The 24,628-nt window shown below is 73.4% G+C and carries 16 protein-coding genes and 1 riboswitch; of the genes, 8 read left to right on the forward strand and 8 right to left on the reverse strand.

Going from position 1 to position 24,628, the window contains the following annotated elements; genetic code table 11:
• Nucleotides 1–61: 61 nt before the first annotated feature.
• The 4 genes from ispD to cysS all read left to right on the forward strand — a co-directional run bounded on the left by ispD (nt 62) and on the right by cysS (nt 3,487).
• The gene (ispD, locus tag AC5R91_RS21550) at nt 62–856 is read left to right on the forward strand and encodes a 2-C-methyl-D-erythritol 4-phosphate cytidylyltransferase (protein ID WP_495393130.1); all 795 of its coding nucleotides are present in this window, start codon (nt 62–64) and stop codon (nt 854–856) included.
• 71 nt (nt 857–927) lie between these two features.
• Nucleotides 928–1,410 (forward strand): 2-C-methyl-D-erythritol 2,4-cyclodiphosphate synthase, encoded by a 483-nt coding sequence (gene ispF, locus AC5R91_RS21555; protein ID WP_011607564.1) that lies wholly within the window; start codon nt 928–930, stop codon nt 1,408–1,410.
• Nucleotides 1,411–1,523: 113 nt separating this feature from the next.
• A complete protein-coding gene (locus AC5R91_RS21560) occupies nt 1,524–1,916 on the forward strand; it encodes a PPOX class F420-dependent oxidoreductase (protein ID WP_041939911.1) in 393 nt (130 codons plus the stop codon).
• Nucleotides 1,917–1,963: 47 nt separating this feature from the next.
• Nucleotides 1,964–3,487, forward strand: coding sequence for a cysteine--tRNA ligase (gene cysS / locus AC5R91_RS21565; RefSeq protein WP_495393131.1), 1,524 nt, complete (start codon nt 1,964–1,966; stop codon nt 3,485–3,487).
• 160 nt (nt 3,488–3,647) lie between these two features.
• On the opposite strand, the gene AC5R91_RS21570 is transcribed toward cysS, so the two are convergent.
• The 3 genes from AC5R91_RS21570 to AC5R91_RS21580 form a co-directional block, all read right to left on the reverse strand.
• A complete protein-coding gene (locus AC5R91_RS21570) occupies nt 3,648–5,129 on the reverse strand; it encodes an FHA domain-containing protein (protein ID WP_495393132.1) in 1,482 nt (493 codons plus the stop codon).
• Between the two features lie 75 nt (nt 5,130–5,204).
• Nucleotides 5,205–6,539, reverse strand: coding sequence for a vWA domain-containing protein (locus AC5R91_RS21575; RefSeq protein ID WP_495393133.1), 1,335 nt, complete (start codon nt 6,537–6,539; stop codon nt 5,205–5,207).
• Nucleotides 6,539–7,654: a PP2C family protein-serine/threonine phosphatase gene (locus AC5R91_RS21580; RefSeq protein ID WP_495393134.1), complete on the reverse strand. Its 1,116-nt coding sequence runs from the start codon at nt 7,652–7,654 to the stop codon at nt 6,539–6,541. Before AC5R91_RS21580 ends, AC5R91_RS21575 begins: the two co-directional genes overlap by 1 nt.
• Before the next feature lie 751 nt (nt 7,655–8,405).
• Here AC5R91_RS21580 and rlmB point away from each other — a divergent pair.
• Nucleotides 8,406–9,473, forward strand: a complete 1,068-nt coding sequence (gene rlmB, locus AC5R91_RS21585; RefSeq protein WP_495393135.1) for a 23S rRNA (guanosine(2251)-2'-O)-methyltransferase RlmB — start codon at nt 8,406–8,408, stop codon at nt 9,471–9,473.
• 174 nt (nt 9,474–9,647) lie between these two features.
• Complete coding sequence (locus tag AC5R91_RS21590) at nt 9,648–11,780, forward strand: hypothetical protein (protein ID WP_495393136.1); 2,133 nt, start codon at nt 9,648–9,650, stop codon at nt 11,778–11,780.
• A 159-nt stretch (nt 11,781–11,939) separates the two neighbouring features.
• Here the strand turns inward: AC5R91_RS21590 and AC5R91_RS21595 are convergent, their stop codons facing one another.
• The gene (locus tag AC5R91_RS21595) at nt 11,940–12,320 is read right to left on the reverse strand and encodes a transglycosylase family protein (protein WP_495393138.1); all 381 of its coding nucleotides are present in this window, start codon (nt 12,318–12,320) and stop codon (nt 11,940–11,942) included.
• 2 nt (nt 12,321–12,322) lie between these two features.
• Nucleotides 12,323–12,498: riboswitch (cyclic di-AMP (ydaO/yuaA leader) on the reverse strand.
• A gap of 595 nt (nt 12,499–13,093) precedes the next feature.
• The gene (locus AC5R91_RS21600) at nt 13,094–14,746 is read right to left on the reverse strand and encodes a peptide deformylase (RefSeq protein ID WP_495393139.1); all 1,653 of its coding nucleotides are present in this window, start codon (nt 14,744–14,746) and stop codon (nt 13,094–13,096) included.
• A 648-nt stretch (nt 14,747–15,394) separates the two neighbouring features.
• Between AC5R91_RS21600 and AC5R91_RS21605 the strand changes: the two genes are divergently transcribed.
• The gene (locus tag AC5R91_RS21605; RefSeq protein ID WP_495393140.1) at nt 15,395–16,123 is read left to right on the forward strand and encodes a hypothetical protein; all 729 of its coding nucleotides are present in this window, start codon (nt 15,395–15,397) and stop codon (nt 16,121–16,123) included.
• 121 nt (nt 16,124–16,244) lie between these two features.
• Here AC5R91_RS21605 and AC5R91_RS21610 read toward each other — a convergent pair whose 3' ends face one another.
• The gene (locus AC5R91_RS21610; RefSeq protein ID WP_495393141.1) at nt 16,245–17,615 is read right to left on the reverse strand and encodes a lipase; all 1,371 of its coding nucleotides are present in this window, start codon (nt 17,613–17,615) and stop codon (nt 16,245–16,247) included.
• 514 nt (nt 17,616–18,129) lie between these two features.
• Here AC5R91_RS21610 and AC5R91_RS21615 point away from each other — a divergent pair.
• Entirely contained in the window at nt 18,130–19,992 is a 1,863-nt protein-coding gene (locus AC5R91_RS21615; protein WP_495393142.1) for an ABC transporter ATP-binding protein, read from the forward strand.
• A gap of 9 nt (nt 19,993–20,001) precedes the next feature.
• On the opposite strand, the gene AC5R91_RS21620 is transcribed toward AC5R91_RS21615, so the two are convergent.
• Nucleotides 20,002–21,966, reverse strand: coding sequence for a serine/threonine-protein kinase (locus AC5R91_RS21620; RefSeq protein ID WP_495393143.1), 1,965 nt, complete (start codon nt 21,964–21,966; stop codon nt 20,002–20,004).
• A 318-nt stretch (nt 21,967–22,284) separates the two neighbouring features.
• A complete protein-coding gene (locus tag AC5R91_RS21625) occupies nt 22,285–24,561 on the reverse strand; it encodes a family 2 encapsulin nanocompartment cargo protein terpene cyclase (protein WP_495393144.1) in 2,277 nt (758 codons plus the stop codon).
• Between the last annotated feature and the right edge of the window lie 67 nt (nt 24,562–24,628).

The raw sequence follows: 24,628 nt of genomic DNA on the forward strand, positions 1-24,628 counted from the left end.
CGCATCCGGTCGGCCGGATAGGCCATGCTCTCGTGGTGGATGGCACACGGGAGGTCTGGTGATGGGCGAAGGTCTCCAGTCGCGGGCGACAGGCCCGCGGGTCGCGGCGATCGTGCCGGCTGCCGGCCGCGGCGAGCGGCTGGGCGGGGGTACCCCGAAGGCTCTGCGAGCCCTGGGCGGTAGGCCCATGCTGGTGCGTTCGATCGAGGCGCTGCGACGTTCGGAGTCGGTGACGCAGATCGTCGTGGCGGCACCGCCGACTCTGGTCGAGGTCGTGGCTCAACTGCTCGGGCGGGACGTGCGCGTGATCGCCGGCGGCGCGGAGCGGGTGGATTCGGTCCGTCGGGCCCTGCGCGCGGTCGACGAGGACGTCTCCGTGGTCCTCGTCCACGACGCGGCCAGGCCGCTGACCCCGCCCTCGCTCGTCGACGCCGTTGCCGCGGCGGTGCTGGCCGGCCATCCGGCGGTGATACCCGTGCTCGGCCTGACGGACACCGTCAAGGAGGTCGGCCCGGACGGCCGGGTGATCCGCACCCCGCCCCGCGACCGGCTGCGGGCGGTGCAGACCCCGCAGGGATTCCGGCGTGACGTGCTCGCCGCCGCGTATGCCCTGCAGGACATTCCGGCGACGGACGACGCCGGCCTGGTGGAGGCTCTCGGGGTGCCGGTGACGACCATCCCCGGTGCTCAGGAGGCGTTCAAGGTGACCCAACCGCCCGATCTCGTACTCGCCGAGGCGCTGCTTGCCCGCTGCGCCCCGGGCGACCCCCGCGCGGCTGCGGACCCCCGCGGGGGGACCGACCCGCGCGGTGGCGCGGACGCGCGCGCCGGCTCGGATGTCCGGAGCCTCGGGTGAGCCCGGACACGCCCCAGCCGGTGGACGGCGGCGTGGCGCCCACAGACCGCCCGGCGCCGGCCTCGAGCGCGGTGACGACCGCGGTGTTGCCGCGCGTGGGCATCGGCGTCGACGTGCACCCGTTCGCGGCCGGTCGGCCGTGCTGGGTCGCCTGCCTGGAGTGGCCGGGGGAGACGGGCCTCGCCGGGCACTCGGACGGGGACGTCGCCGCGCACGCGACCTGTGACGCATTGCTCACCGCATCGTGCCTCGGCGATCTGGGGAAGGTGTTCGGCACCGACCGGCCGGAGTACGCCGGGGCGTCCGGTGCGGTCCTGCTGGCCGAGACGGCCCGGTTGCTCGCCGTCGGTGGCTGGGTGATCGGGAACGTGTCGGTCCAGGTCATCGGCAACCGCCCGCGGATGGCGGCGCGCCGCGAGCAGGCCCAGGCGGCGATGTCCGCGGCCCTGGGCGCCTCGGTGAGCCTGTCGGCGACGACCACCGACGGGCTCGGCCTGACCGGCCGGGGCGAGGGGCTCGCGGCGATCGCCACGGCCCTGGTCGTGCGCGCCTGAGCTCCGGCCGCGCCCGAGGGGGTATGCCGATCCGTCATCGCTCGGTAGTGTGCCGGCGGTGAATGAAAGGCTGGGCCGTCGTTGGCCGCTCCCCGAGGAGCCCGAGGAGTGTGATGGCTGGTCGCCTTCCCGAGCCGGTGCGGGCCCTCGCGGACGCGCGGACCTACGTCGTCCTGGCCACGGTCCAGGCCGACGGCTCGCCGCGGATGACCGTGCTCTGGGTGGATCGCGACGAGGACGAGCTGCTGCTGTCCACGGCGCGCGGACGCGCGAAGGAACGGGACATCGCGCGTGATCCGCGGGTCGGGCTGATGTTCCTCGACCAGGACGACCCCTACTCGTACGTCGAGGTGCGCGGCACCGCCACGCTCACCGAGCAGGGGGGCCGGGAGCTGATCGACCGGCTGTCGCTGAAGTACACCGGCGACATCTACCGGTGGGACGACCCGGGCGAGGTCCGGCTCGTCATCCGGGTTGTGGCCGACCGGGTGCTGACGGTCGGCTGACACGGGCTGCATACCCGCCGCCGGGGCCGGAGCCGTACCCTTGACAGATGGGTCTCCACCTCTACGACACGCGCAGGCGGCGCGTGCGGCCATTTGAGCCGCTGCGCCCCGGTCACGTGGGCGTCTACGTGTGTGGACCCACCGTGCAGTCGCCGCCGCACGTGGGCCACGTCCGCACGGCCCTGCCGTTCGACCTCCTGCGCCGGTGGCTGGTGCACTCCGGGCACGAGGTGACGCTCGTGCAGAACGTGACCGACATCGACGACAAGATCATCATCAATGCGGACCGGGACGGCACCTCGGTCTGGGAGCTCGCCACCCGCCAGACCCGTGCCTTCGACGACGCCTATCGCACGATCGGCATCCTGCCGCCGACGATCCAGCCGCGCGCGACGGGCCACATCCCGGAGATGATCGCGCTGATCTCCGCGCTGATCGCCGGCGGCCACGCCTACACCGGCGCGGGCTCGGTCTGGTTCCGGGTCGGTTCCTTCGACGCCTACGGGGCCCTGTCGCACCAGCGGCCGGACGCCATGCTGCCCTCGGCGGAGTCGGAGCCCGGCAAGGCCGATCCGCGGGACTTCGCGCTGTGGAAGGCCGCCCGGCCCGGCGAGCCGTTCTGGTCCTCGCCCTGGGGCGACGGTCGTCCCGGCTGGCATCTGGAGTGCTCGGCGATGGCCGGCAAGTACCTCGGCCCGGTCTTCGACATCCACGGCGGCGGGCTCGACCTGGTCTTCCCGCACCACGAGAACGAGCGGGCGCAGACGGTCTGCGCGGCGGGCGGCTCCGGCGAGGCCGGCGAGATGGCCCGGTACTGGATGCACGTCGGACTGCTGACCACCGGCGGCACGAAGATGTCGAAGTCGCTAGGGAACTCGGTGCTCGTCGCCGACGCCCTCGACGCCGTCCGCCCCCAGGTGCTGCGCTACCACCTGTTGTCGGCGCACTACCGCTCGACGCTCGAGTACACCCCGGAGGCGCTGGGCGAGTCGGCCGCCGCGCACGACCGGGTGGAGACCTTCGTCCGCAACGCGCTGGACATCCTCGGCGGCCCGGGTGAGGCGGCGGCCCTGGCGGCCGACGACGGCCCGTCTGCGGCGGGGGATGGGCAGCGGGGACGGACCGCCCGGGGCGGGCCCGGCAGCGAGGCTGTGGGCGGCGTGGCGGGGGATCCCGAGGCGGGGCTGACCCCGCAGCGGGCGTGGGCGGACTTCGCGGCGGCCATGGATGACGATCTCGCGGTCGGCCGCGCGCTCGCGGCCATCTTCGGCGCGGTCGGTCAGGGCAACCAGGTGCTGTCGAAGGCGCACAGCCGCAAGCTGGCGGGCTGGGTCGACGTCACCCGCCGGATGCTCGGCGTCCTCGGGCTCGACCCGCACGAGCAGTGGCCCTCCGCCGGCGCCGAGCTGCGGCCCGCGCTTGACGGGGTCATGCAGATCGCGCTGGATCTGCGCTCCGCGGCGCGGGCGCGGCGGGACTACGCGGAGGCCGACTCGATCCGCTCGAGGCTCGCGGCCGCCGGCCTCATCGTCGAGGACACCCCTGAAGGGCAGCGCTGGCACCTGGCCTGAGTCCGTCGCCCGGCGGTGGCCCCGCAGTCGCGGGGCCACCGCCCGGTCAGGCCTCCGGCCACGACGGCGCGCGCAGGTCGCCGGCCGGTAGTACCCGGGCAGACGACGACCCCGCGCGACGTTCGGCGTCGGCCCGACTCAACGGGCCGACGCCGGTCGATCAGCGGGCGCGCAGCGTGATGCGCGTCCAGGCACCCAGGTAGACGCGGTCGCCGTCCCGGAGCGGGACGGGCTGCCCGGGTTCGATCGGGTCCGGCTCGTCGTTGAGTCGGGTGCCGTTGGTCGAGCCGGGGTCGCGCACGGCGTAGCCGCCGTCGGGGAGCTGCTCGAACAACGCGTGGCTGCGCGAGATGCCCGGATCCTCCGGCGCGCCGGACAGGTCGATGTCCGGGTGGATGCCACGCGACTCGCTGCGCCGGCCGACGAGCATCTGCGCGCCGGCGAGGGCGAAGACGCGACGCGGATAGAAGGTCGGGAACGGCACCCGGTGGTCGTCGCCGCTGTCGTAGTACTCGCGCTCCGCCTCGACGATGGCCTCCCAGACGGTGGCCCCCGCCGGGGGACGGTCGCGGTCCCACCCGCCGGCGCCGCGCGGGTCGTCGGCGCTGGGATCGCGCCGGCCACCCCGTCCGGCGTCGTGGCGCGGATCGCCGAGGCCGGGGTCACTCAGCCGCGGGTCGTCGAGGCGCGGATCGCCCCCGGGCCGGGCGTAGCGGGGATCGGTGGTGTGCCGCGGATCCCCGCCGCGGCCCGGCAGGCTCCGCTCGGGCGCGCCCGCGGGCGCGGCGCCCGGGTCGAGGCCCAGCGGATCGGCCTCGTAGCCGTACCCGTCGTCACGCCGGCTGCGGCGGTGGGTGTCGGACTCGCGGTCCAGGTCCTCGCCGTAGCCACCCGCCCCGCGGCCCTCCCGCGCCGCCGGGTACCCGGCGCGGTCGGCGTCGGGGTATCCGGCGGGGGCGCGGTCGTCGCGTCCGGTGGGGTAGCCACCGCGGTCGGCCCGGTCGTCGGGGGCGCGGCCGTAGGGGTCGCGGTCGGCGTCGGGGTATCCGGCGGGGGCGCGGTCGTCGCGTCCGTAGGGGTCGCGTCCGCGGTCGGCCCGGTCGTCGGGGGCGCGGCCGTAGGGGTCGCGGTCGGCGTCGGGGTATCCGGCGGGGGCGCGGTCGTCGCGTCCGTAGGGGTCGCGTCCGCGGTCGGCCCGGTCGTCGGGGGCGCGGCCGTAGGGGTCGCGGTCGGCGTCGGGGTATCCGGCGGGGGCGCGGTCGTCGCGTCCGTAGGGGTCGCGTCCGCGGTCGGCCCGGTCGTCGGCGCCCGGCCGGTCGTCGCGCCGTCGGGCGTAGGGATCACGGTCGTACCCGCCCGGCTCCTCGTACGGGTCCGCCTGGTAGCCGCGACCGCCGCGTGGCTGGTCGGCGTAGTCCTCGCGACCGTACCCGCCGTACGGGTCGCCGCCGCGTGGCGGATCCGCCACGTTGGACTGGTCGGCCGGTGAACGCCGGATGCCCAGCGGGTCGTAACCCCCCGCCGCGTCCGGGCCGTCTGCCTGCGACGGGCCACGCCGACGCTGGCCGGCGGGCTCGTCCGTCCCGTAGGGAGACCGACCGCCGTCGTCCGGACGGTATTCGTACCTCTCCTGACCACTCATGATCCCAATTCCGCACCGATCGCAGTAGTCGGGTCGTGAGACAGGTGCCCCGCAGGGCAACGTGCCCTCACCTGATCACCGGTTCACCCGGAGGGTCCTCGTCGACCGTGTGTCAAGGACCATCTCATCGATCTTCTTGACGTTCTTCTTCAACCGAACCGTACCTGTTGTGGCATTGTCGATGTGAACCACCTTCTGTAGGAGGCGGTAGGTGTCTTCGTTGCCGGAGGCGAGCGCCAACTGGGCCCCGCGTCCGAGCAACAGTGTTGCAGTGGCCTCGTCGCCGGACTGACGCGCCTCCAGGCCACGCAGCACCGAGGCCGTCAGCTCGGTCTGTCCGGTGTAGTGGGCGACGGCCGCGCTGACCCGGGTGGAGCGCGTCTCGTCGTCCGTCCACACCGCTCTCACCAGCGCCTGCGACGTCTCCCGGCCGTCGATGACGAGGCTGACCCGCGCGGCCAGCGCCTCGGTCCCGACCGGCCGAGCCGGCACCCGGATGTTCAGGTGGTAGTCGCGTGACTCCGTTCCCCACGCGCCGGTAGGGTAGTCGAGGCTGTGATCGTCGGATGTGGTCGTCTCGGCCCGCAGGTCGCGCAGCATCGGGGAGACCTCCCGCAGAAACCCCACCTCGGCGCCCCGGGGGGTCCACACCCGCAGCGCCACCCGGTCGGTGGCTCGGCTGGTGGCGGTCGCGACCACGCTGGTGAAGTCCGCGACGAGCTCGTCCGGGCTGCCGATCGCGTCGACGGTGCCCAGCAGGTTCGTCGCGATCAGCCGCAGCTCGGCGACGCGCCAGTCGGTGCCGATGCCCCGGCAGTCGCACTGAAACCGCCCGCGGGCCGCGGCGACGGCCGCTGCCAGGTCCGTCGCCAGCTCGCCGTTCTGGCCGTCGGTGAGCAGCAGTGCGTGCGCGATGGCCTGCGGCCGGGTTTCCGTCAGCGCCCGAGCCAGGTCCAGCCAGCGGCCGATGGCGGTGCCGCCGTGCGGCTCCATCCGACTCACCGCGAGGCGGGCCTGCTCGCGGGTGACGGCCGAGGCGGCCACCAGGTGCGGGCTGTCCGGGTAGATCATGCTGGCGGCGCCGGTGCCGCGCACGATCGCGAACCAGACGCCGTCGGGCAGGCGGTCGACGGCCGCACACGCCGCGTGGCGCGCCTGGGCGATCTTCTCCGGCGGGTTCGCCATCGAGCCCGAGCAGTCGAGCAGGAGGACCTCGGCGAGCTCCGGGCGCCGCGATCCGGCCGGCGGCGGGGAGCTGTGCGGCGGGGAGCTGTGCGGGGTGGCCTCGCCGGCGAGGCCGTCCGGGCCGTCGGGCCGGCCGGTCGACGTCACGGTGACGACGGCGTGCACGTCCGTCCCGCCGGCCGGAAGGTACTCGTTCTGGTAGACCTCCGCGGTGAACGCGCCCATCAGTGATCCACCCGGGCGGCGACCACGGTGATGTTGTCGTGGCCACCGGCGTCGATGGCGAAGTCGACGAGGTGGCGGGCGACGTCGATCGCCGTGCAGCGCGGCGGGAGCTGGTTGACCAGCGAGGCCATGACATCCGGCCGGGAGGCGTAGTTCCACAGCCCGTCGGAGCACACCAGCACCGTGGCAGGGGCCTCGATCGGGAAGATCTCCGTGTGCGGGGCCACGTCCTCGACGTCGCCACCGAGCCAGCGGGTCAGCGTGTGTGCGCGTCGATGCGTCTCGGCCTCGTTGGCGGGGATCAGACCCGCCCGGGCGGCCTCGGCGGCCCAGGTGTCGTCCGAGGTCAGCCGCTCGCACCAGCGCGGTCCGAGCAGGTAGACGCGGCTGTCGCCGACCCAGCCGACGGTGACCATGCCGGGACCGTCGGGTGTCGGCGGGGTGACGATGGCGGCGGCGAAGGTGCACGACGGGGCCATCCGCCCCTCGGCCGCGCTGAGCTGGGCGATCGTGGCCTGCGCCGCGTCGACGGCGGCGTGCAGCGCGGCTTCGGCGTCCTCCGGGGAGAAGCCCCCGACGATCGCCCGCGGCGCCGTGCGCGGCTCGTCGTACTCCGGGTACGCCGGCTCCAGGATGTCCAGCATGTCGTCGGCCGCGCCGCGGCCGCGGGGCGGGCGGGTGTCGTGGTGGACCGGATGACCGGGCCCGTGGGCCCGCACCGCGTCCGCGAGCACCGCCATCGCGGTGGCCGCGGCGGCGGCCGAGGCCTGACCGGAGCCGGGCGTGGTCGAGACCCCGTCGCACACCACCGCGATGAGCGTGCCGTAGACGACCGCGAGCCCCATCGCGTCCTCGTTGGTCGTGTGGCGCACGCCCCGGTCGCACACCCCGGCCAGCTCGCCGAGGTCGACCTCGCTGTGGTCGGCGTCGCCGTGCGCCGGGTCCGGGCCCTCCAGCGGATGCCCGCAGACCTCGCAGTAGTGGTCGTCCGAATACACCGGTGCCGCGCACACGGGGCAGCGGCCCAGGTCGTCGTCGGGATCGAAGGCCCCGCTGCCGGAGAGCTGGTAAGCCACCGTGGGGGCGTCGTCGTGCGGGTTGAGGTCCACCGTCATGCCGCCGGGAGGGAACGTTCGCGTGCGGGCGGTGTGCGCAGAGCCATGTGCTGGGTGCCTCCTGCCCCTGCTGGTCCGGTCATCGGAGCTCGCCGCCGTCGCTCCGCGACGCCGGAGGCGCACGGCCGGCGACCGGACGAACTGGTCACACGCGTCGAGCTGGTCATCGTGGAGTCATGGGGACGTATTCTCCCAGGTTCCCCCAGGGCCCGTCGATGACGTAGATCGCCGTGGGCGGGCCAGGTCCCGGCGCATCCCCCTCCGTCGACGCGCAACCTTAAGAGAGCGTAAGGGGCGAGGGTCGACGATGGTGGCGGCCATGCCGGTGCCGGGGCGTCGGCATGGCCGGCCGGTCCCGGCCCGTCTTCGGCCCGCAACTCACCGGAGCTCAGCACGGTCCGCGCCCGAGCCACGGTCCGCGCTCGAGCCACGGTCCGCGACCGCGTGACGACGCGTGGCGAACGACGCGCACCGAACCCTCCTGACCTGGCCGAGGGCGGCCGGGACCACCCAGGTCACCGGCGTGGGACTGCCGCCTCAGGATAGGGCGCCGGGCAGCCCCGAAGGACCATGTCACGGCAGGCGGCCGGGTTCGGGCCCGCCGGACCCCCGGCCGGGGGCCCCTGGCTGGTCGGCGGGCGCCCGGGACCGGCCGGTCCCGGCCGTGGCCGACGCCGGCCGCGTCCCCGGCGCCGGCCGTATACCGTGGTCACATGGTCATTTCCGCGGCGCACGCCGGTCGGTGGCACTGATGGCCGGCGCCGCGCGCCGGGGCGGCGGCGGGATCGCCCGGGGCGGGCAGGGCGGCCGGGCCGGCAAGGTGGGTTCGCATCGCAAGGGAGCCGGCACCGGCAGCGGCGGCCAGGGCCGCAAGGCCCTGGAGGGCCGGGGCGCGACCCCGCCCGCCCACCTGCGTCCCGGCCATCCCGCGCAGCGCCGGGCGGCCACCGCGGCCAGGGCCGCGCAGGGGGGGGAGCGCGGGCGGGGCGCCGCCGGTCGGCCCGGCTCCGCTGACGCCGCCCAGGCGGGCCAGGCAGGGCAGGGAGGGCAAGGAGGGCCGCGCTCGCGGCGCGCCGAAGCCGACGAGCTGGTCGTCGGCCGCAACGCGGTGGTCGAGGCCCTGCGGGCCGGGGTGCCGGCGTCGAGCCTCTACGTCGCCGGCGGGCTGGACTTCGACGAGCGGCTCGCCGACGCCCGCCGCCTTGCCGCTCGGGCGGGGATCGCGGTGGTCGACGTCGCTCGCCCGGACCTCGACCGCATGTGCGGCACGGCGCCGCATCAGGGGCTCGCCCTGGCGGTCCCGCCGTTCCGCTACACCCATCCCGACGACCTGCTCGCCCGGGCGCGCGCCGCGGCTCCCGGTCTGGTCGTCGCGCTCGACGGCGTCACCGATCCCCGCAATCTCGGTGCCGTGGTGCGCTCCGCGGCGGCCTTCGGCGCCCACGGCGTCCTGGTACCCGAGCGCCGCGCCGCCGGGATGACCGCCGCCGCCTGGAAGACGTCGGCGGGTGCCGCCGCCCGGCTGCCGGTCGCCCGGGCCACCAACCTCGCCAGGACCCTCGTGTCCTACGCCGAGGCCGGCCTGTTCGTCGTCGGTCTGGCCGCGGACGCCGACACGACGATCGACGAGCTGGAGATGGCCACCGATCCGGTCGTCCTGGTGATCGGGTCCGAGGGGCGCGGGCTGTCCCGACTGGTCGAGCAGCGCTGCGACGTGACGGTCCGCATCCCGATGGCCGGGGCGGTCGAGTCCCTCAACGCCGGGGTCGCCGCCGGCATCGCGCTGGCCGAGATCGCCCGCCGCCGCCGCGGCGCCTGAGCACTCCGGCGGCGCACTCCGGCAGGTGACGGGACGGCCGGTGACGGGACGGCCGGTGACGGACGAAAGGTGACGCAGCCGAGTCTTGCGCGGCGGAACGCTGAGCCCGTCGCGGCGCCCTTGTAGCCTCATGCCCTACTTGGGCGTCGGGCCATCTCGGGGGAACGGACGACGGTGCGGGGCAGGCGGGAACCGTCGGCGCGGCTGTTCGCGCTGCCGCGTTTCCTCCTGCCCGAACCGCAGCCGCGGCTGACTCTGCTGCCCACCGTCGCGCTGCGGCTGGTGCTGGCCGCGGTCTTCGCGGCGTCGCGGCTGTACGCGGCGCTCTTCGGCGTCGGGTTCGTGCTGCTGTGGCACGACTGGTACGCGAGCCATCCGCTCGGCCTGCTGGTCGCGGCGCTGGCCGCCGCCTGGTCGCTGACGTTCGCCCTGGTCGCGCTGCATCGCGGCATCGGGTGGGTGCTGGCGGCCGGCAACGTGGTCGCCGCGCTCGTCCTGGCCTCGGGGGCGCGCCTGTGGCTGCCGCCCGAATCGGTCGGAGACTCTGCCTCGTTCGTGCTGCTCGCGGCGACGCACGCGACGGCGGTGGCCGCCTGGGCCTTCCCCGCCGGCCCGTTCCTGGCCGTGACGGCGCTGACGGTCGGCGCCTTCGTGGCCGGGGCGTCCGGCACCGGGCCGCCGTCCCCGATGCCGCTGGCCACGATCATCTGCACGGCCCTGCTCGTCCGGTACGTCCGGCCGCAGGTGCGCGCGCTCGCGGGTGGGGCGCAGGCGCGGCTGGCCGAGGTGGCCGAGCGGCGCGCCGGTGAGGACGACGTGCTCACCCTGCTGCGCGAGCAGCGGGAACATGAGCTGACGATCCACAACGCGGTGCTCAACACCCTCACCGGCATCGCCTGGGGCGGCGGCGACGACGGACATCTCACCCGCCGCCGCTGTGCCGACGGCGCGACGGCCCTTGACGAGCTGGTCGGTGAGCGCGAGCCGCCGCGCCGGGGCGGCCCGGGGCACCGGCCGGCGGCCGGCGAGATCCTGGCGGTGGCGCGCGGACCGACGCTCGACGAGGGCGCGGCCGGCGACCTGCTGGTCGAATCCGTGCCGGCCGGCGAGGCGCGCGGCGGGGCCGCACGTCCGGACCCCTGGGCGACGGTGGCGCCCGCGGCCGGCTTGCTGCATGCCCTCTACACCGCGCAGCTACGTCACGTGACCAGTCGGTTCGCCGCACTCTGGCTGATCCTGCTGGTTCTGCCCGCCGGCCGTGCCCTGCCCCATGTCCGTTCGGTCCCGCTGGCGCTCGCCTTGCTGCTCGCGCCGCTCGCCGCGGTCGCCGCGGCCCGGCGACGCTTCCGGTCCGGGCCGTTGACGCAGGCGGAGGCGGCCGCCGTGGTGTTGCTCTGTCTGGCGATCGTGGTGGGGGGCGGGTGGAACGCCGGCGACGACGCCGGCGAGGTGCGGATGATGGCGTGGCCGATGGTCAGCCTGCCGCCGTTGTTGATGCTGGTGACGGTGTCCCGCCCGGTGTGGCGATGGGTGCTCGCGTCGGTCACCGTCGGCGCCGCCATGATCGCGGCGAGCCTGCTGACCAACCCGCGGGGCCCGTTCGCGCTGTCCCACCTTCTCCTGTTGCTCTACTACTTGTGGATCATGCAGATCTGCCTGGTCATGGTCGGTCCGTTGCTGTGGAGCACGGCCGATGTCCGCGCCTGGGCCAGTCACTGCGAGCGGGAGCTGGGCCGGCGAGCCGAGAACCGGGACCGGGTGCGCGAGCGTCGCAGAGTGCTGCTGCGGGCCGTCGAACGGGACGTGGCGCCGCTGCTGGCCGGCGTCGCCGCGGGCCGGCTCGACCCGCAGGCCGCCGTCGTGCGCTCGGAATGTGCCCGGCGCGCGGTCGCCGTGCGGCGGCTGCTGTTCGACGACGACGCCGTCCACAGCGCGATCGGGGAGGCCATCGACGCCGCCGAACGGCATGGCACGGTCGTGTCCAGCCAGATCTCCGGTGGCCTCGACCAGCTTCCCGCCTCGGTGCGCGGCGAGTTCGTCGAGCAGTTGCACCACGCGCTGCGGGTGATGCCGAGTCGCCGGGTCCTGCTCACCGTCACTGCGCAGTCGCGTACGGCCAGCCTGTTCCTGTCGTGTTCCTGGCCGGCGGGCCAGTTGCCGCCGGCACCGTCGGGTCGGGCCATCGACATGATCGTCGACGTCGACGACGGGCAACTCTGCATGGAGCTGCGCTGGCCGCCCGCGGGGGTGCCGTCCGGGCCGCGACCGCAGGCGGGGATGTGGCCGGCGGCCGGTCCGGGGACGTGACGGAGCCCCGCCCCCCGCTCGGGGGACGGGGCTCCTGACCCGTGCTGGGTCGCGTCGCCTCGCGCCGGCTACGGCTCACGATCTGTCGAGCACGATCCGATCGATCATGTGCGGATCAGAGTCGGCCGAGTGCGGATGTCGGCGCGGTGTATCGGGGCCTCAGATCCGGTGACCCCAGCAGGGCTTCGACGCGTACCAGGGGCTGGTGCCGGCCTGCGCGTAGAGCTGCCGCGCGCGCTGCCACTGCTCCCCGACGCTGGCGTGCTGCGGCAGACCCTTGCCGCCCAGACCGTGCCAGGTGCTGGGCAGGAACTGGAACAGGCCGCCGGCTCCGATGGAGTTGACCGCGTGCGGGTTGCCGCCGGATTCGCAGGGAATCACGGCGCGCAGGAAGTGGTCGGCGTTGGTCCCCGCGCTGGCCGGCTGGGACAGCGCGAGGCCGCCGCCGACGGAGGCGGCGAGAGTGGTGGCGATGACTGCGGCCCGGGTGCCGAGCTTGATCCGGTTGAGGCCCCGACCGAGCGAACGAGCGTTGGACATTGAGTTGCCCTTCCCCACGCCTGCGAGGTGAGCTGTCGGGTTCGGGCTGGGAATGCCCGGCCGCGGTTCGCGGCTTCACCCCTAGGACGCCTGACCTCGGCGCCCGGAATTGGTTCCCCCGTCCCTGCCTCAGGTTTGATTCTCATCGGGTGGGGGCAGGATTCGGCGTGCCACCCGACGTCTGCCATCAGTTGACGGCATGGCGACGAACATAGCTGAGCGTGACCCCGGGAAATCAAGGGTACGTGAGGATAGGCACAGTACGTTCTAACGTCTTCCATTGATCTTTTTTTTGCGGTTTCGCGCCCGCGTGCGCGCCCGATTCTAACGGCCTTCGGAGCTCCGGGGAACGCCTGTTTTGCGGCTGGTCGGCCACGCTGACCATAAACCCTTCGCGGTCCGTGGCCGGTTCTCTCCCGGGCGTGGCAGGGCGCGTTCTCTACCCGCGTCGACGGTGCCGCTAACGGAGTCGAGAAAAATTTCGCTGCTGCTCCGCGGGGAACGGCTCTTCCGGCGCTTTTCCGAACTATACGGCACTCAGCGGGTCGTCCTGCATAAAGGGGATGTGTCCGGCAGGGCGGCCGGCAGTGTCAGTGGCCGGCGCTCGGCTGGACGGCGCGACCGGCGGGTGCGACCGGCGGGTCGGCGGGACCGCAGCGCCGGCGGGACCGCAGCGCCGGTCGGCGGGACCGGCGGGCTGGAGGCGGGACCGTTCTGCCGGCGGGGGCGGATCTCAGGGAGTGGCTGCGGGTCCCGAGGGTGGCTGCGGGGCTTCAGGGGGTGTAGGTCCAGGCCGAACCGGTGCCGCGGTACTGCTCGACGGGGATCGGCATGACCCCGGGGCGCATCCGGTCGGTGTAGAGGTGCCCGTGCAGGTGGTCGATCTCGTGGGCGACCAGGCGGGCCAGGCCCTGCCGGTACACCGTGATGTGCCGGCGGCCCGAGATGTCGGTGTGCTCCACGTGCAGCTCCAGGGACCGCGGGACGATCCCGCGGACGTCGAAGAAGCTCAGGCACCCCTCGTACTGTTCGTCGCTCTCGGGGACGGACTCGATGACGCGCGGGTTGAGCAGGGTGAGGATGTCGCCATCCGCGGAACGCACGATGGCCGCCGCCCGGTTGATCCCGATCTGGGGCGCGGCGATGCCCATCCCCTTCCCGAACGTGTGCAGCGCGGACACCCGCTCCATGGCCGAGGACAGCTCGGCGACGACGCGGCGGGCGTCCTCGGCCTCGACGGGCAGCTCGAACGATCGGGCCGGCTGGTGGAGCGAGGGATCGCCCACCTGGACGATGCCCGCCGCGGCCATCTGCCCGCTGGGCCGGGCAACGGTTCGGTCGGCGGGATCCCGGTTCGGCGCCCCCGCCCGAAAGTTCCATTCCAGGCGGTACCGGGCGTGCAAGGCGGGATTATTGGTGGACCAGGTGAAGACACGCCTTTTGGCATCATCCGTGCGGGCAATCGCCGTGCGGAACGGGAAGGCGTCCGCGGTCATCGACGTCTCCATGCCCCAGACCACGGGATCGACCTCGGCGGGGAAGTCCAGCACGACCGACAGGAAGCTGGTCGGTACCCGGACGGCCCGCTGGAACCACGGGCCCCACTTCTCCTCGCTGACCCGGTAGCTGTACTCGATCCATGCTGATTCGCCCGGATACAGGGGGAATCGGCCGCGATTGTTCTCGAACAGCAGCCAGACCTCCTTCAGCGCATCCCAGTCGGTCTTGACCTGCCAGGACATCTGCTCGTCGCCGCAGTGTGCGCTGAGCTGTAGTTCCTCCCAGCGCAGCGGATTGCTGCGGTAGAGCCGGGCGGCGCGTTCCTGGTCCCCGGGAAACCGGTCGACAGAGATCCGCATCAGGTAGCGGGTCACCGGTTCGACGCCGGTGTTGAGCACGAGCCGGCGCTGATGGGCGACGTACATGCCGTCCTCGTACCGCAGCTCGGCGCGATCCTCCTCGACGACGAGCCCACCCGGGTCGGGGCCGGCCCGAGTGGCCCGGGAGGCCCCGACCGGCTCGGCCGCCGTGATCGCCGCCAACGATCCCGGTGGCGGCGGGCCCACGCGGCCGCCGGACTCGGTCGGCCGGGCGCCCGGCGGACGGGGGGCGACGTCACCCCCCTCGTCCGCCGCCTCCCACGGGCGCGCGGCGAGCTGGAAATAGGCGCCCGGGATGCGCAGCGCGTCGGCGATGCGCTCGATCAGGGAGAGCCGGGCGATGTGATCCTCGCCCTGCATGATCCGGCTGACCCGGCTCTGGCTGAGACCCTCGACTGGAGACGCGATGCGGTTCTGGCTCGCGCCGTCGTACTTCTTCATCAGCCGGAAGGCCATCCGGAAGTCCCGGGTCTCGCACGCGATCCGGAAGTCGGACCGGGCGAGCAGGGTGCGGGAGACCCGGTAGGGACCGGATTCGTAGGACATCGACCGGCCTTCCGTCGGGCTCCGACCTGCGTCGATCGCCCTGCCGGGACGGTGGAAAGTCCGATGCGTCAGGCTGCGGCTGAGACGTCAGGATGACGACGCTATGCCAAACCGGCATAGTTTGCCGGCACTTGCCGCGACCGCGAGGTTGTCGTGGATCCGACATCCGGTCGGGTCGGATGGGCCGGCGGCACCGCGGCGGATCTGGTAGGCGACCTTCCGGTCGCTCGGATCCCGCCCGGCCGGGTCAGCCGCTCCTGCCCCGTCTGGGGGAGGCGGCGAGGTTGTCCATGCATCGCCGGTGCGGGGGGCACGCAGCGGTGCGGATCCGGCCGTGGTCCGGTTCGGACCAGCCGAGCCCATACGAGAAGAGCATGCCTGACTGACGTTTCCCGGCCACCCCGGCTCGGGCCACCCTGGATGCAGGCCGGCCCCGCCCCGCGTCGAGCCGCGACCTCCGCCGGGCGGGGCCGGCGCACCCGGCGGGCCGGTTGGTCACCGCCGGCCCGGATGGAAGGGGCGGACCGACGGCCACCGACGCTGGTGGCCGCCACCAGCGTCGGTGGCGGCCACCAGCGTCGGCCGGTCGGGCGGCGGCGCAGGGAGTGTGGGCGCAGGGGGTGTAGGTCCGGAAGGGCGGTGCCGATCGTGACGGAGCCGAGGAGAGATCATGATCGACCTGCGGTCGCCTACGGCGTCGTCCGGTTCGCCCCCGGCGGCAACCGGCAGGTCGCCGATGTAGTGATCACCTTCGTCTCCGCGTCGGCGGCGGACGACTTCGCGGCTGAGCAGGGCTGGCCGGAGTACGAGGTGGCGCCGGTGCGCTTCTTCGTCCACGAACGGCAGTCCGCCGTCACCGCGATGCCCCCTCCGACCCGGTGGACAGGTGACCCTGCCCTGCCCAAGCAGGGTCACCGATCCGCCGCCGGTCCGGCCGGACCCCCCGGATCGGCGGCGCTACCCCCAGCCGGCCAGGCGGGGACGGCGGCGGCCGGAGCACAGGACGCGAGCGCCGCCCAGCCGGCGGCGGACCGGGAGGAGGCCCGCCGGGCCTCCGTCACGCCATGGGGGCTGGACCGCTGGGCGGTCGCGCTGCGCGCGGGGTCCGATCCGGCGGAGGCGTTCCGTGCCGTCGGCCGGCTGCCGGCCGGCCTGGTCTTCATCGCTGCCTACGGCGACGTCGACGTGGTGCTGGTGTACGGCCGGGGGCCCGGCGGCGATCCGCCGCCGGGCCGGCCGCCGACGGTCGTGGAGGCCGCGCTCGGCGCCGAGCCGGCTGGACTGGTGGCGGCGCGCTGGATGACGGCGGGCGAGCGGGAGGCGTTCCGAGCGGGCTACGCGGCCGCCGCAGACGGCATTCGGCGGGCGCTGGCGTGAGCTGCGGTCGGGCCGCGGGCCCACGCCGCTCGGCCGTCGCCGCGTAGGCCGTCGCCGACTCGGCCGTCATCTCGCGGTCGTCGCTGCCTCGGCCGTCGTCCCTTAGCCGTCGTCCCTCAGCTCAGTCGTCGTCGCGGAAGTGCAGCGTGACGCGGTCGGTGTCGGACGGCCAGGCGGGTACCCGCAGCACCGTACGGTGCGCCGCCTGCCCTCGAGGGGTCACCGTGACCTCGACCGAGCGGTCACCCGCCGGGATGTGCAGATCCGCACCGGTGATGAAGCCGATCCCGAAATAGTCGGGGATCGGGGCCATGACGTCGGAGACACCGTCGGCATCACGATCGAAGAGGTACACGGCGAGGGCCTGTTTGGACCGCGGGGCCACCGCCGGGCTCAGGACATTCGTCCCGTCGACGGCGAGGATGTCGCTGTCCCGACCCTGGTCGCCCCACCATTCCAGGCCGCGGCTCACGACGAGATCGGTCTGTTTCGGGTCGGTCTTCATACCACCGCCGATCTCCTGGCCCGGCCGGCTGGTCAGGAGGCGGACGAGTCGATCACTGCGGTGAAAGGGCTGGTAGTAGAAATGGTGGACGGGTTCCCCGGACCGGACGACGGCGAACTCGTAGGTGGCGGTGCCGTCCGCCCGGAACGGGCCCCAGGAGCCGTCGGCGGCCAGGGTGAAAAGGCCCCCAAGCCCCTTCGGTAGGCGCTTACCCGTCTTCGGGTCGAGTTGGTAGACCTCCAGGCGGGCCTTGGTGACGCCGGTGTTCACGGGAAAGAGCAGCGCGCGGCCGGAGATCTCGATCTTCCCCTTCTCCGCGACGACGTCGGTGGTGAACGGCTCGGTCCCGGTGAGGAAGCGGAACATCTCCCGGAAGGTGCCCGTCGACGTCAGCAGGCGGTTGCGCTCCTGGTCGGGGAAGCGGACATTGCGCGCTCCGGGCACCCGGCGGGTGGGATCTCCGGTGCCCCAGACGGTGAGCATCGGCACTCCCCTGGGCGGTCCGCTCGCCAGGGAGCCCTCCACGCTGATCAGATGCGCGACCCGGTCCGCCCGCGATGCGGAGCTGGCCAGGTACCGCTCGGTGAGTTCGGCGCCCTCCGCCTGCCCGACCAGATCGACCTTCTTCGCCCCGGTCGCCCGGAGCAGGTCCTGGATCGCCGTGTCAAGCTGCGGAAAGACCTTATCCAAGGGACTGCCCCAGGACGACGCGTCGTAGTCGAAGGCGGATATCCGGTCGGCCGGATATCCGTTGCTGGCGAACCGCTGCGCCTGCGACTCGAACTGGTCCCCCGAGCCGAGGCTGCCGTGAACGAACAGCAGCGGCAGGCGCGCGGCGTCCGGCGGGCCCACGGGGCCCGCCACCTCCCGGGCGAGCGCCGCGGAGCGGGCCTGCGCGGAGGCGGAGCCCTCGCTGGTGGAACATGCGGCCGTCACCGCGGCGAGAACCACCACGGCCGCCAGGCCGAACCAGCGTCCGCGAGGCATGCGACGCACCTTTCCCTGCGGGATGTTCGGCGGCCGCGGCCGGCCGCCACCGGGAATGCTCCGCTCATTACGCTACAGAAGGGCGTGAACCCGCCGGGGTGGGGCTGAATCGCCCGGTCGAACGGCGAAAGCCATCGTTTTCGGCCGTCGCCGCCGGCCACCCGCGGCAGGGTGTGGCGTCCGTTGGGGAAGCGGTGAGAACGTCCGGTCCGGGCGGATGACCGTGACCGTCGATTGCGGTCGGGTGCCCGTGCCCGTGCCCGTGCCCGTGCCCGTGCCACGTCGCCCGGGGCGTCGGTGGGGGCGAGTCGTTGGGGCGTGTGGTCCTCCGGGGCGGGGCCGCCCCACCGCCCCACCCGATCCACTCCGGTTCCGGACCCTGCAGCGACCCGACCCGACCCGACCGACCCGAAACGATCCGGTGCGCTGGGATCCGGGAGGGTCTGCGGCCTCGGCGGGGCCGCGGCCGTAAAATGGGATGCGGATAGCGCCCCGGGCCTGTCATGATTCCCGGGTGGACGCTGCGGGCGACGACATTCCCTGGCAACGAATACAACCCTCCGAGTCCTCGACCGGCGATATCGGGAGTGCCGCACGGGGCGAGCCGGGCCGGCACGCGGGCCTGCGTTCCTACCTGGATTTCGTCGGCACCTTCAAACGCTCCCTGCTGGTAGTGGTCGCCTGTTTCGCGGTCTCGAACGCGGCGCTTGCGATCCTGCCTGTCTTCATCGGGAGGTTCGTCCAGGCTCTGGCCCGTGCGACGGAGTCCACCGACGGGGTGTACCGGTACGCGGCCATCCTCATCGGCTGCAACATCCTCCACGACCTGACCTGGCGAACCGGCGAGCTCGCGTACCTCCGCCTGCTGAACGATCGGGGCTACGAGTACGAGAACATTCTCTTCCGCAGCGTCATCAACGAGCGCTACCCGTATTTCGTCGGAAAGTTCACCGGCAAGATCAGTAGCTACATCGCATCGTTGGGACGCGAGTTCCGGGAGATCCTGGAAACCACCTGCTTCACCTATGTGGAGCAGGTTATCCGAGTGCCGTCAATCGTCATAATCATGTTTTCCATCAACGTCTACTCGGGGCTCACCTTCCTGGTGGCCGTGCTGCTCATGATGGCGGTCGGCCGGCATACCGTGAGCCGCTCGTCGCGGGCGGAGAAGCGTCTCGCGGACGAGGTCTCCGAGATGGACGGGTACGTGATCGACGTCATCGCGAACTTCGTCAGCGTGAAGTCGTTCCGGCAGGAGGCGGCCGAGTACGAGCAGGTGATCCGACGCCGCCGCGCCGTCATCGCGGCCGCCCGCAGCTCGTACTTCTGGACCATCGTGTTCTGGACCTCGATGTCCCTCGTGGTGCGCTATCTGGTCTGGCCGGTCTCGATCCTGCTCAACCTCCACCTGTACCTGACGGGCGAGCTGAGTCTGGCGCAGTTCACGACGTTCCTGTCGGTGCTGGTGATGTTCTCGGACTTCATCTGGGGCACGGTCTGGGAGATCGCGGAGCTGAATCTCCGCCTGGCGCGGGTCGAGGAGGCCTACCGCTACCTCTTCGCCGGCCGACCCGTCACCGCGGACCGGCCGGCCGCGCTGACAGGGACGCCCTCGGCGGCCGTGCCGGACACGCCGGGGCGGTTGGAGTTCCGCGGGCTGTCGTTCGCCTATCCCGAGAACGACGGCAGGCCGGTGCTCGCCGGCGTCGATCTGACGATCGAGCCGGGCGAGAAGATCGGCGTCGTTGGCCGCAGCGGAAGCGGCAAGACGACGCTCGTCAAGCTGCTGCTCGGCTATTACCCGCTGCCGGCGGACATCGTCCGGTTGGACGGCCGCCCCACGTCGAATTACGCGCTCGCCGCGGGAATCTCCTACGTCCCGCAGGACACCACGCTGTTCCACCGGTCCATCCGGGACAACATCACCTATGGGACGGCCGCCGCGGCCACGCAGGAGCAGGTCGAGTCGGCGGCGCGACGGGCCCACGCGCACGGTTTCATCAGCCAGGCGCCGGAGGGCTACGACACCGTCGTCGGTGAGCGCGGCATCAAGCTGTCGACCGGACAGCGGCAGCGGATCGCGATCGCCCGCGCCTTCCTCGACGACAAACCCATGCTCGTTCTCGACGAGGCGACAAGCGCCCTGGACAGCGAGAGTGAGGTGCTCGTCCAGCACGCTCTGGAGGAGCTCTGGCGCGGCAAGACGGTGATCGCCGTGGCGCACCGGCTGTCGACGCTGCTGAACATGGACCGCATCATCGTCCTGGCCGGCGGCGGCATTGTGGAACAGGGCTCACACCGCGAGCTTCTCGACCGCCGTGGCCGCTACCACGCCCTCTGGCAGCGGCAGAGCGGCGGCATGATCCCCGTCGACTGAGCGCCGGGCTCAGTCGAGCTCGTCCCAGGGCGCTTCCGAGCTGACAGCGGCGGCGATGAGCCGGGGGATGCCCTCGGCGAGCGCCGTCGACCACGGCGGCGGCGCCGTCGCGGCGCGAAAGATCGCCGGGATGGCGAGCGCCCCGCCGCAACCGGCCGCGAACTGCAGCGGCCCCCAGGGGCCGCCGGGCAGGCAGGTGCTCGTCGTGCGACCGGTGGCGGACCCGGTTGTGAAGGCCGCGGCGATGCGGCGGGCGGTGGCGGTGGCGGCGGTGGCGGCGGTGGCGGTCCCCGAGGGCGTCGTCGTGGCCGCCCCGGTTCCGCTCGCGGGGGTGGTGGCGGGCCCGGATTGCTGGGTCGGTGCCGGGAAGTCGACCTCGCGGATCGTCGCCGCCGGCGCCGAGCCCGCGCTCACCCCCGCCGCCGTCGCAGCGGCGGGGCCCGCGCCCCCCGCCGCGCTCGTCGCGGTCGCGGGGTCCGCCGCGCCCACCGAGGCCGCCGCCGTGCCAGCCCAGGTGGCCGTCGAGGCGACCCATCCCGCTCCGCGGGCCGGCGTCGTAGCTCCGGCCGCCGCCGCCGTGCCCGCCGGGTACGCCGCCGTCGAGCCGGGCGGTGCCGCCAGGAACTTCCGGCCGGTGCGGATGCCGCCCGGCAGCGGCTGCCCGGCGGTCCCGGGCACGGCCAGGCTCCCTGGGCCGGCCGTGCCAGCCAGGTAGCCCGCGGTCGGGTCGTCGGTGGTCGGGTCGCCGGCGGTCGCGCCGCCCGCGCCAGGGGGGAGGGTCGGGCCGGCGGCGATGAGGGACTTCCCCCCGCCGGCCGAGGAGAGGCCGGCCGGGGAGGGGCCGTCCGGGGAGAGGCCGGCGGAGGAGGGGCCGGCGGGATGGGAGTTGGTTGCGTCTCCCTCGGCGGCGCCGCCCGCCGCGATGGCGTTGGGCGGCTCCGCCGGTGCGGAGGCGAGGAGGATCGCGGCGGTCACCGCCGCGGCGACCGCGGTCGCCCCCGCACCGGGGACCAGCACGCCGCGCCGCGTCCGCGGCCGGCGGGCGGGACGCCGCTCGCGGGGGAGCGTCGGGTTCGGCTCGGCGCCGGGCGCGCGCAGCCGGGTGACCGGCAGGCGTCCGCCCGGCAGGGCGACGCCGGCGTCCGCGCCCTCGGCCGCGACCGCAGCCGCGGTGGCGGCGATCTGGCTGAGGACCCGGTGGGCGTCCGGCCTGCGTTCCGGCTTCTTGCGCAGGCTCGCGGCGACCACGCTGCGCAACGGACCGGGCAGGCCGCTGAGGTCGGCCTCACCGTGGACCGTCCGGTAGAGCAGCGCGTCCAAGGGGCCGCCGCCGAACGGCGGACGCCCACTCGCGGCGAAGCACACCGTCAGGCCCCAGGAGAAGATGTCTGCCGCGGGCCGGGGACGTCGGGTGGTGGTCAGCAGTTCGGGCGCGAGGTAGCCGATGCTGCCCATCACCACGCCCGAGGCGGTCATCATTCCGGGCAGGCCGGCGACGATTCCGAAGTCGATCACCTTCGGGCCGTCCGCGGCCAGCATCACGTTGCCCGGTTTGAGGTCGCGGTGCACGACGTCGGCGTCGTGGATGGCGCACAGCGCCTCCGCGAGCCCGCGGGCCACCTCCCACAGCGCCTCACCGGACAGCGGCCCCCCGGTGGCGACCGACGAGTACAGGGTGGGACCCGCCACGTACTCGGTGGCGATCCACGGCTGGTCGCCGTCCACGTCCGCGGCCAGCAACCGCGCCACGCGAGGGCTGTCGATCGCCGCCACCGCCGCGGCCTCCCGGTGGAAGCGGTGGCGGAACGCCGCGTCGGCGGTGTGCTCCTCCCGCATCACCTTGACCGCGGCACGGGTGCCCGCGTCGTCCACGCCGAGGTACACGATGCCCATGCCCCCGCTGCCGAGCCGGCCCATCAGCCGGTACGGACCCACTTCGGGCGGATCGCCCGCCCGCAAAGCCTTCCAGGACACGCCACGTCCCCCTCGGATGCTGCGTCGCGCCGAGGCCGCGCCCAGGCGCCGCCGTGCCGGGCACCGGGGGTGCGGCGACACCACGAACGCCGGCACGCCCGGTCGCGGCCCACGCCGCTACCCGACCGAATCTGTTGTACCCGGACGATTCGGTCGGAATGCATACCGTCCGACCACCCTCTGTGAAGTACGCCTGGCCGGGCTGGTACCCCCGAGGGGTGAGATCGGGCGAGCAGGCCAACCAAACCCGACCGGACGACGCGGACGCGTTGACCTCACGCTCACCTGCAGGTTCGGTCGGGTGCGGCAACCGGTGGGCTAGCGGGAGGCCAGTCGGCGAACGTCGGCGGCGGAGGTGCCTAGCCCAGTCGGGCTACCGAAGGGCCGCCTGTCGGCGGAGGGGTGGTAGCGCAGTTCGGCCTCCTCGTATCGGTGCGTCCCTTGGTGCCATCGCAGGACGCCGACCATCCAGTTCTGGAGCTCCCGGGCGTAGGAGCCGATCGCGGCGCGGGCCTCGCCGTCGAGGTCGAGGCGGTCGTACAGATCGGGCAGCTCACTGTCCACGACGTGCTCGAACTGCCGCACCCGGGCGGTCATGAGCGCGTTGACCACCTCGACGGCCCGGTCGCGGTCGCAGCCGAGGAAGTTCTCGACGACCAGCACCGCGTTGTGGATCTCGCCTTCGAACTGGATCTCCTTCTGGTAGGAGTAGACGTCGTTGAGGAGGCAGGCGAAGTCCGCCGCGGTGTTCTCCAGGGCCCGCAGCGGCCGGGTCCGGAAGATCTCCGTCGGCACGCTGTTCCCGCGGGCCAGCCGGCACAGGCTCATCGTCAGGTCCGAGCCGAACGTCGCGCGGCGCATCTCCAGGTAGTCGACGGGGTCGGGGATGCGGTTGTAGAGCTGGTTGTCCAGTTCCCACAGCCAACTGTCGAGCATCACGTCGATCGCCCGGCGGAAACTGGCCTGCGCGGCGGGCTCCATCCCCCTGGTGGTGCGCTCCCACAGGTCGGCGAGGCCCCGCTCCAGGGCGCTGACCGGCGGCTCGGTCAGCGGGGCGTCCACCGGCATGAAGGAACGCAGCCGCTCGTTGCACAGCTTCGCCGCGGCCGGGTTCCGGGATGCGCCGAAGATCACCGGGTAGTAGTCGTCCGCATAGGTTCCCCAGGTCAGCCAGCCCGTCGTGAGGTCGAGCTCCTCGGCGGTCGCGTCCGGGTGGATGCCCGCCGCGCACAGGGCGAAGTCGGCCGCGCGCAGTTTGTGCTCATTCCAGATGCCCGGAACCCGGTCCAGCAGGCCCACCGACCGCGCCCAGCGGACGGCCTCCTCCCGCGAGTGGTCCAGGTGGGGGCTCTGTCCGGTGGTGTAGGGCAGGTAGAACTCCGGCAGCGGGGTCGGACCGACGACCCGGAACGGCACGTTGGCGAATGACCGGATCCGCCGCGGGGAGGTGGCCAGCAGCGACGGGATGACCCGGATGGCCGAGGTGCCGAGGCTGGGGATCCCGGGGATGCCGGGCAGTCCGGCGGCGGGGACGAGGCTGCCCGTACCCCCGAGCCCGGTGGGGAGCCCTGGGCCGGGCGGGACCGCGTCGGGCGTCGCCTCGCGGTTCATGTAGCGGCTGGAGCGCAGGTGCCACTCGTGCCCGCCGGACTGCCAGTCCTGCAGACCCTTGACGTAGGCCAGCGCCGCCAACCGGCCCGCCGGGTCGATGGCGTGCTCGTCGAGGACGGCCGGCAGCTCCGTGGCCGCGGTGTGCTCGAACTGGTGCAGCCGGGAGGTCAGCAGGTCGTTGACGGTGTCGGCGGCGGCCTGCGTGTCGATGTCGAGGAACCGCTCCACGACCAGCACCCCGTTGCTGAGCTCGCCCTCCTCGGTGACCTCCCGCTCGTAGGAGAACAGGTCGTTGCGCAGGTGCACCGCGTCGGCGAAGGTGTCGCGCAGCACCTGCAACGGGCGGGTGGCGGCGACGCGGGCGGGGACCTCGGCGTCGGCGGCGTGCTCGACGAGGTTCGCCGACCAGGGGGCGCCGCCGACCTTGCGGCGCATCTCGATGTACTCGATCGGGTTGGACAGCCGAGCGGCGTTGATGTTCTCGAGTTCCCAGAGGGACTCGTCGAGCAGGTTGCGGGTGCTGACGGCGAAGCGGGCTCGCCAGTCAGCCGAGCGGGCCGGCACGGTCCGCGTCCACAGGTCGGCCAGGCCCCGCTCCACCGGGTTCGACGGCTCCTCGGTGATCTTGCCCTCCACCGGCATGAACGCGGGGAGCCGGTCGAGGTAGGCCCGGGCGCCGGCCAGGTCATGCGTCCGCTTGTAGAGCTCGAGGAAGTGGTCGTCGAAGTAGAAGACCCAGACGTACCAGTCGGTGATCAGGTTCAGGCGATCGGCGGTGGCGTCGGGATGGGTGTAGGCGCACAGCAGGGCGTAGTCGTGGGCGTCGAGGTCCTGCTCGGTCCAGATCGCGATGCCGTGCTGGGGAGTGTCGATCATCTCCATCGCCCGGGCCCACTCCTTGCTGTGTTCCCGGGCCTGTCCAAGGTGCGGACTCAGCCGCGCGGGATAGGGCACGTAGAACTCGGGGAGGGTGAAAGGCTGCATGATTTCTCCGGGAAAACCCTTGGTTGCCGCGGGGCCGGGACGGTGCGATCAGGAACGCATCATCGAA

It is taken from the genome of Frankia sp. BMG5.60, assembly GCF_059428125.1.